Annotated in this window: 6 protein-coding genes and 1 pseudogene; 2 read left to right on the forward strand and 5 right to left on the reverse strand. The window is 35.3% G+C overall.

Annotated elements, in window-relative coordinates:
* Positions 1-23: 23 nt before the first annotated feature.
* Together ACECE_RS0207490 and ACECE_RS0207495 are read right to left on the reverse strand one after the other, a co-directional pair.
* Positions 24-1,811 carry a methyl-accepting chemotaxis protein gene (locus ACECE_RS0207490; RefSeq protein ID WP_010246261.1) on the reverse strand — a complete coding sequence of 596 codons (1,788 nt, stop codon included), beginning with the start codon at positions 1,809-1,811 and terminating at the stop codon, positions 24-26.
* 43 nt (positions 1,812-1,854) lie between these two features.
* Positions 1,855-2,349, reverse strand: coding sequence for a chemotaxis protein CheW (locus ACECE_RS0207495; RefSeq protein WP_010246263.1), 495 nt, complete (start codon positions 2,347-2,349; stop codon positions 1,855-1,857).
* Between the two features lie 535 nt (positions 2,350-2,884).
* Between ACECE_RS0207495 and ACECE_RS0207500 the strand changes: the two genes are divergently transcribed.
* Positions 2,885-3,328 (forward strand): RbsD/FucU family protein, encoded by a 444-nt coding sequence (locus tag ACECE_RS0207500; RefSeq protein WP_010246265.1) that lies wholly within the window; start codon positions 2,885-2,887, stop codon positions 3,326-3,328.
* Between the two features lie 253 nt (positions 3,329-3,581).
* Here the strand turns inward: ACECE_RS0207500 and ACECE_RS0207505 are convergent, their stop codons facing one another.
* The 3 genes from ACECE_RS0207505 to ACECE_RS0207515 all read right to left on the reverse strand — a co-directional run bounded on the left by ACECE_RS0207505 (position 3,582) and on the right by ACECE_RS0207515 (position 5,012).
* A complete protein-coding gene (locus ACECE_RS0207505; protein ID WP_010246267.1) occupies positions 3,582-3,950 on the reverse strand; it encodes a hypothetical protein in 369 nt (122 codons plus the stop codon).
* Between the two features lie 10 nt (positions 3,951-3,960).
* Positions 3,961-4,488 (reverse strand): CarD family transcriptional regulator, encoded by a 528-nt coding sequence (locus ACECE_RS0207510; protein ID WP_010246269.1) that lies wholly within the window; start codon positions 4,486-4,488, stop codon positions 3,961-3,963.
* A gap of 323 nt (positions 4,489-4,811) precedes the next feature.
* Positions 4,812-5,012, reverse strand: coding sequence for a hypothetical protein (locus ACECE_RS0207515; protein WP_010246271.1), 201 nt, complete (start codon positions 5,010-5,012; stop codon positions 4,812-4,814).
* A 201-nt stretch (positions 5,013-5,213) separates the two neighbouring features.
* Here ACECE_RS0207515 and ACECE_RS30580 point away from each other — a divergent pair.
* Positions 5,214-5,354 (forward strand): annotated as a pseudogene (locus ACECE_RS30580) (ISKra4-like element ISAcce1 family transposase); the annotation flags it as partial.
* Between the last annotated feature and the right edge of the window lie 646 nt (positions 5,355-6,000).

Genomic DNA, 6,000 nt, shown 5'->3' on the forward strand with positions numbered 1-6,000 from the left:
TGAATCGACTTTTAAAAGCATGATTAATATTTACCGAAATCATTATCTCCGAGATTTATTTTAACACCTGCAGAAACCTTGTCAGGTTCTTTCATAACTGCCTTATTTCTGTTTTCGGTACTACTCCTTGCTTTATTTTCTACCATATCTTCAAGTGCCTTCATAATATCAGGGTTTATAGTACTCATATGATTAAATGCAGAATAGCCTGCATTCTTCAACTTAAACCTTCCAACCATTTCCTTGAGCAATTCAGCCTGTCCTGCTAGTTCTTCACTTGCTGCAGCACTTTCTTCAGATGTTGCAGAATTTGTCTGCACTACTGTAGAAACCTGAGTAATTCCCTGGTTAACCTGTGCTACACCTGACGCCTGCTCATTAGATGCTGTTGCAATATCTCCCACTAATGTAGCTGCTTCAGTAATTCCTTCAACAATCTGATTTAATGCCTTTGCCGTTTCATTAGCCATACTTGTTCCAATTTCAACCTTCCTGATCGATCCTTCAATCATAGCAGTTGTTTCCTTAGCAGCATCAGCACTTCTTGCTGCAAGATTTCTAACCTCCTCTGCAACCACAGCAAACCCTTTACCGTATTGTCCTGCTCTTGCTGCCTCAACCGCTGCATTTAAGGCAAGTATATTGGTCTGGAAGGCTATGTCATCTATAACCCTTATTATTTTGGATATATTGTTTGAAGATACATTTATTTCATCCATTGATTTTAACATATCCTTCATTTTTTCATTACCTAAAATTGCATTTGCCTTTGTTCCTAGAGCCAGTTCATTTGCCTTAGTTGCATTTGCAGCATTTTGCCTTGTCTGTGCAGCAATTTCCTCTATAGAAGCTGTTATCTCTTCAATAGAGCTTGCCTGCTCTGTAGAACCCTGTGCAAGCGCCTGACTGGACACTGATATCTGCCTTGAACCTGATGTAACCTGTGCTGCTGAAGAACTAATATTTAACATTGTTTCATTTACATTATCAGCCATTTCTTTAAAAGCCTCAGCAAGCTTTCCAACTTCATCCTTTGAATTTACTTTTATATCAACATCCAAATCTCCTTTTGCAATCTTTTGAGAAGCATCTACCAATTCCGCAACTGGCTTGCTTATCAATTTTGAAATGAATAACCCGAGAATCATAGCAATGATAACACCTGCTATAAGTGTCACTACCAATATTGCTAAAACAAAATTATATGTTGATTGGCCATCTTTAACTGTTTGATTTACACCCTGGTTAACCGTAGTAATTAATTCATCAAGCACTGCTTGACCAGCAAGATATTTCTCTCTTGACACAAGAGATGCATCAAAAGCTTCATTATCCAGCTTTAATATTCTTTCGTCATTTAAACCGATACCAGATACAATAAGTTTGTCCCTTTCTTTTTCAATTGCAATAAAAGCATCATGCGCCTCAAACCACGCATACAGGCTGCTTTTATATTTATCCAGAAGTTCTTTCTCCTTTTCAGTTTTTGGTATATTGTCATACACCTTCCAGGCTTCTTCAATCCTTGACATTGCATTGTTCATATAAGTATAATTTGCTTCCCGAAGTTCCATAGTCATTTGAGGTATCAACAAACCTCGTTCTCCCAATAATACAGCTGTTGTAGCTTCATTTACAACTTCCAGGTTATTTATTGCTGGCAAGTCTTCATTCCCAAGCACTTTTTCTCCATTCATAACCTGTCTCATTCCATAAAAACCCACAATTCCTATAACCATTGCAATTGCAGCTACTAAAGCAAATCCAATTATCATTTTTTTGCCTATACTGAAATCTTTAAATTTATTCATAATATAAATTTACCCTCCTTGTTATTTTTACATTTGCATTTATTTAAGATACTTTAATTAAGCTTTCACAATCCTCATCACTTAAAAGTCGACTGCAATCCAAAATGAGCTTTACCTCATCACCAACTTTTCCAATTCCTTTTATGTACTTGTTGTGGAATCCAGTATTTTCGTCAGGGGGAGGCACAATATCATTTTCTGTTATTGCAATAACCTCTGCAACGCTGTCAACAATAAGCCCAACAGAAATATCCCCTATGTCTATAACTATAATGCATGTTCTATCATTATATTCTTTTGATTCCTTCTTGAACCGCAGCCTTACATCAAGCACTGGAATTATCTTGCCTCTAAGATTGATAATTCCTTTGATATAATCTGGCAGTTCAGGCACTTCGGTTATTTTCTGGATGTTAACTATTTCCGTAACATATTTTATTTCAATCCCATATACCTCCTTCCCAATAATAAAAGTCAGAAATCTGCCCTTTTGAGTGTCCTCTTCCAATTCCTGTAGTTCATCTAATACTTCCGACATTTTCTCCAACCTCCTTGTTATTTATCGTTTTTAACATATATATGCACAATTTTACATACTACCCCTTTGTTGGTTTATCCAATTATCGTGCTTTCATAGTTAGTTTTCATGCTCACGTTTTATTTAAATTCCTTTTTAATACTTATTGAATCATTCGTAAGAAGACTGAGAAATGCTAATTTTGACCTCTTCAACTTTTCTATTCAGAATTGCTTATTCTTTCATATATATTTTTCTCAAATTCAACAGCTTCAAGATCTTTATTGTAGTTTCAAGTTGCAGGATTTTATTAACCTTATATAAAGAATTAACTGAATTTCATATTTTTTATCGGCAGTATTTATAAACTCCTCAATAGATTTATGACAATTCCTAATTTTCCCTCAATGATAACCAAATCTACTTCTATATTGTTTGCATAAATCCGTTCAGCAGCTTTAGAAATTCCCATAATAATATAGATATGGGCGGTTGTAAATCCATCAAAAAAAAGTTAGAATAAACCTATTACGTCATTCATTAGGAGGTCATTTAGATGTTAAAAGGAATTCCAAGTATTATATCTCCGGAATTATTAAAAATATTGTGTGAAATGGGGCATGGTGACTGTATTGTTCTAGCAGATGGTAATTTCCCGGCTGAGTCTGTAGGTAGAGATTCCTTAGTAATTCGTGCCGATGGACATGGTGTCATAGATATTTTGGATGCTGTCTTAAAAGTATTCCCACTTGATACATATGTGGAACAGCCTATCCAGTTGATGCAGGCAGGCCCACAGGATGATCCGATACAACCCATATGGAGTGAAATTGAAACAGTTGTTGCTGCGCATGATGACAGAGCAAAAAGTGCAATTGGTTTTATTGAGAGATTTTCATTTTATGATACAGCCAAGAAGGCATATTGTATTGTTGCAACAGGAGAGAGAGCAATCTACGCCAATGCTATTTTGAAGAAAGGTGTAATTGCACCAGAATAGAAAGGCGCACAACAATTAATAAGAAAGTGGTAGTTCAAAATTAAACTACCACTTTTTGTATTCAACCTGCTAAGGAAATACACAAAAAATTTTACAGCCCTACCGGTAATCCGTTAGCTTTTCTGTTTTTAAGCCCTTCCAAATAACGCTATAACAGCCGTCCAGAAAGAACGAAACCACTCTGTCCAACGAGCGCATGTTGTTAAACAATGTTTCGTTTTACAACTTTTACATGGAGATTCTTGTATGCTCATTACTCGTCATTCTCCTCAAATTCCTCATCAGCTAATTTGGCTACCTTGCTTTTTGATGGTGATTTCTTTTTACGAGTTGATGATTTAGATTTTTTATCTTCCCTATTTCTTAACATAGCCTCATATTCCTGCCGTTCCTGTAATGCTTTAGCCTCAAGCATTGCTTGTTTATCCTTTAATTCTTCAAGCACAGAAACTTCAACTTCGGGATTCTTTAACTTCAGGTACTTTTCAAACACATCAGGATATACGAATTTTTTTATCCCGTACTCCTGCGAAAATTGGATAGAAAGCGTATTCTCTTCCTGACTGATTACTTTTCCTTCTCTATACAAAATATGGCTTACTTGTTCATTTACTATATTCATAATTCTCACCTCAACATTTTATTAAATACGCATTATCGAATTCTTTTACTCTTTCTTCGATATATCCCTTTACGCTTTCTTTTGGTATTTTCAAAGCTACTGCAAGTTCACCGTAGAGCAATTCTTCAGCTTTACGCATGAAACGTTCATCAATTTGACCGAGTTTCTTCCCCTGCTCAGCTACGATAGTCTTTTTTGTGTAGATACTTTTTATCAATTCTACTAAATCGCGGCAGTCATAGGCTTGCAGGTATTCCTGATAATGGTCTTCAACTAATTTTATATTCCTGTTGCAGTATACACTTTCTTTGATTGATGGAATTAAGGATATCAGCTGTTGCACTTCATCAAAAGTAATAATCTTACGCATAAACACATTTGTATCAACCGGGGTAAATATCCTTTCATTACCGTAAACAGCGCTTATTGTATAATATAGTTTGTTTTCATCGATTCCACAAACTCCGGGAGTTCCAATTCCGTCCACTTTGTATACACCATGGTTGCCATAAATAATAAAATCACCAATTTGATACATTATTTTTCTTACTTCTCCTATCTTTCATTTACATTTTGTTCTTTTAAAAAATACTTAGCCCCATATAAAAACATGCAGTTCTGACAACTGGACTTACGTTTATCAAAACTACACGTTGTACTTTAATTTTATCATTTTTTATTTTCTCAATGTAAGTAAAACTTTTTATAATAAAACACTTTTTTTACAGCTAATTAAACTGTGCAAAAAAGCAAAACGGCCGCAATCCACAAAAATCAGACTTTAGCCATTTCAATTATAATTTCTTATAGGGTCAAATAACTTTTATTGTTTCATAGTTGGTATAAATCTTATTAGCATAATTATTTTAGATAATCGCCACAGTCATATGAATTATACTGCCTCTTAAGTTTAATAATTGTAGAACCATCAGGTTGTGAGCTTTCTTCCAAAATTTTATAAAGTACACGCTTTTTATCCATACCTTTTTTAAAGGTGTCTACTTCCTCTTTTAGTTCAAAACGTATTGTCTGCTCTAAACATGCAAATTGAATCCTTTTCATATAATTGACCTCCATTTCTTTTATATTTTTACTTTATCATTTTTAAAAACTTATTCGCAAATGAAAATTTCTTACAATTCAAAAATTTGTGACCTATGCGCATAGTACATTTCGTGCTTTTTGTGAAAATTTACTGTTGCACTTTTGAAGTTTTTTTGAGCATTATATTAGTATTATAAACAGACTCAAAACAATATAACAAATATAAAGGAATTTATTACACACATTGGCAGTGTAGCAGAATTTAAGAAAGTTCTATTTGATTCTGCCGCAAGAGCAGGTTATGGTAGAGTGAAAAAGGTAATGGTAATTGGAGAATGTGCTCATTGGATATGGAATATGGTGCGACACGAGGTCGCACAGATAAATGTTTAGCTACATTAAGTAGTATAAACCTGTTATTCCGTTAACAGTAATCTGACAACGGTGCGTAGGTGGTAACACCTTGGGTTCTAAGCTGTTGTGACAATGCAACCCTTTCTCGAAAGAGAAGAACTGGAATCCGTGAGGAATCTGGAATTCTGCTAGCACTAAAGCGGTTAGGGAGCTAGGTTGTGGATGGTATGGTTAAATTAAATAAACTGCATATAAACGTCGTCAATGTCAAAAAGCTAAAAGTGCTGATAAGCTTTAACCAAAAGGTAAGTAGCTAAGTTAACTCCTTACGTGTTTGGGATTACACGGATGTACAGCTACCGGCGGAATCGCAGAACCTAACCCATCTGAAATATGTTATCTGTGTGAAACGTGGTAAGCCCAAATTTCTCCTGTCAATTGACAGGTAGGCAACCGCAAGGTGAACCGACGGGAATGTGGGTATGGGAGTGTCGAGGAAGCGAAGGCTATCTTGTAATGAGGTAGATAGGGATAAATATCCTGACGTGAAAGCGTGCAGACTTCGACATGGTGCTTGATTACGAGATAAATTGAAGAATTTCTGGAAGAAGGAAAGCAAATGAACGCAATAGCGTGTGCACCTACTGACAAC

It is taken from the genome of Acetivibrio cellulolyticus CD2 (assembly GCF_000179595.2).
Taxonomy (GTDB): Bacteria; Bacillota; Clostridia; order Acetivibrionales; family Acetivibrionaceae; genus Acetivibrio; species Acetivibrio cellulolyticus.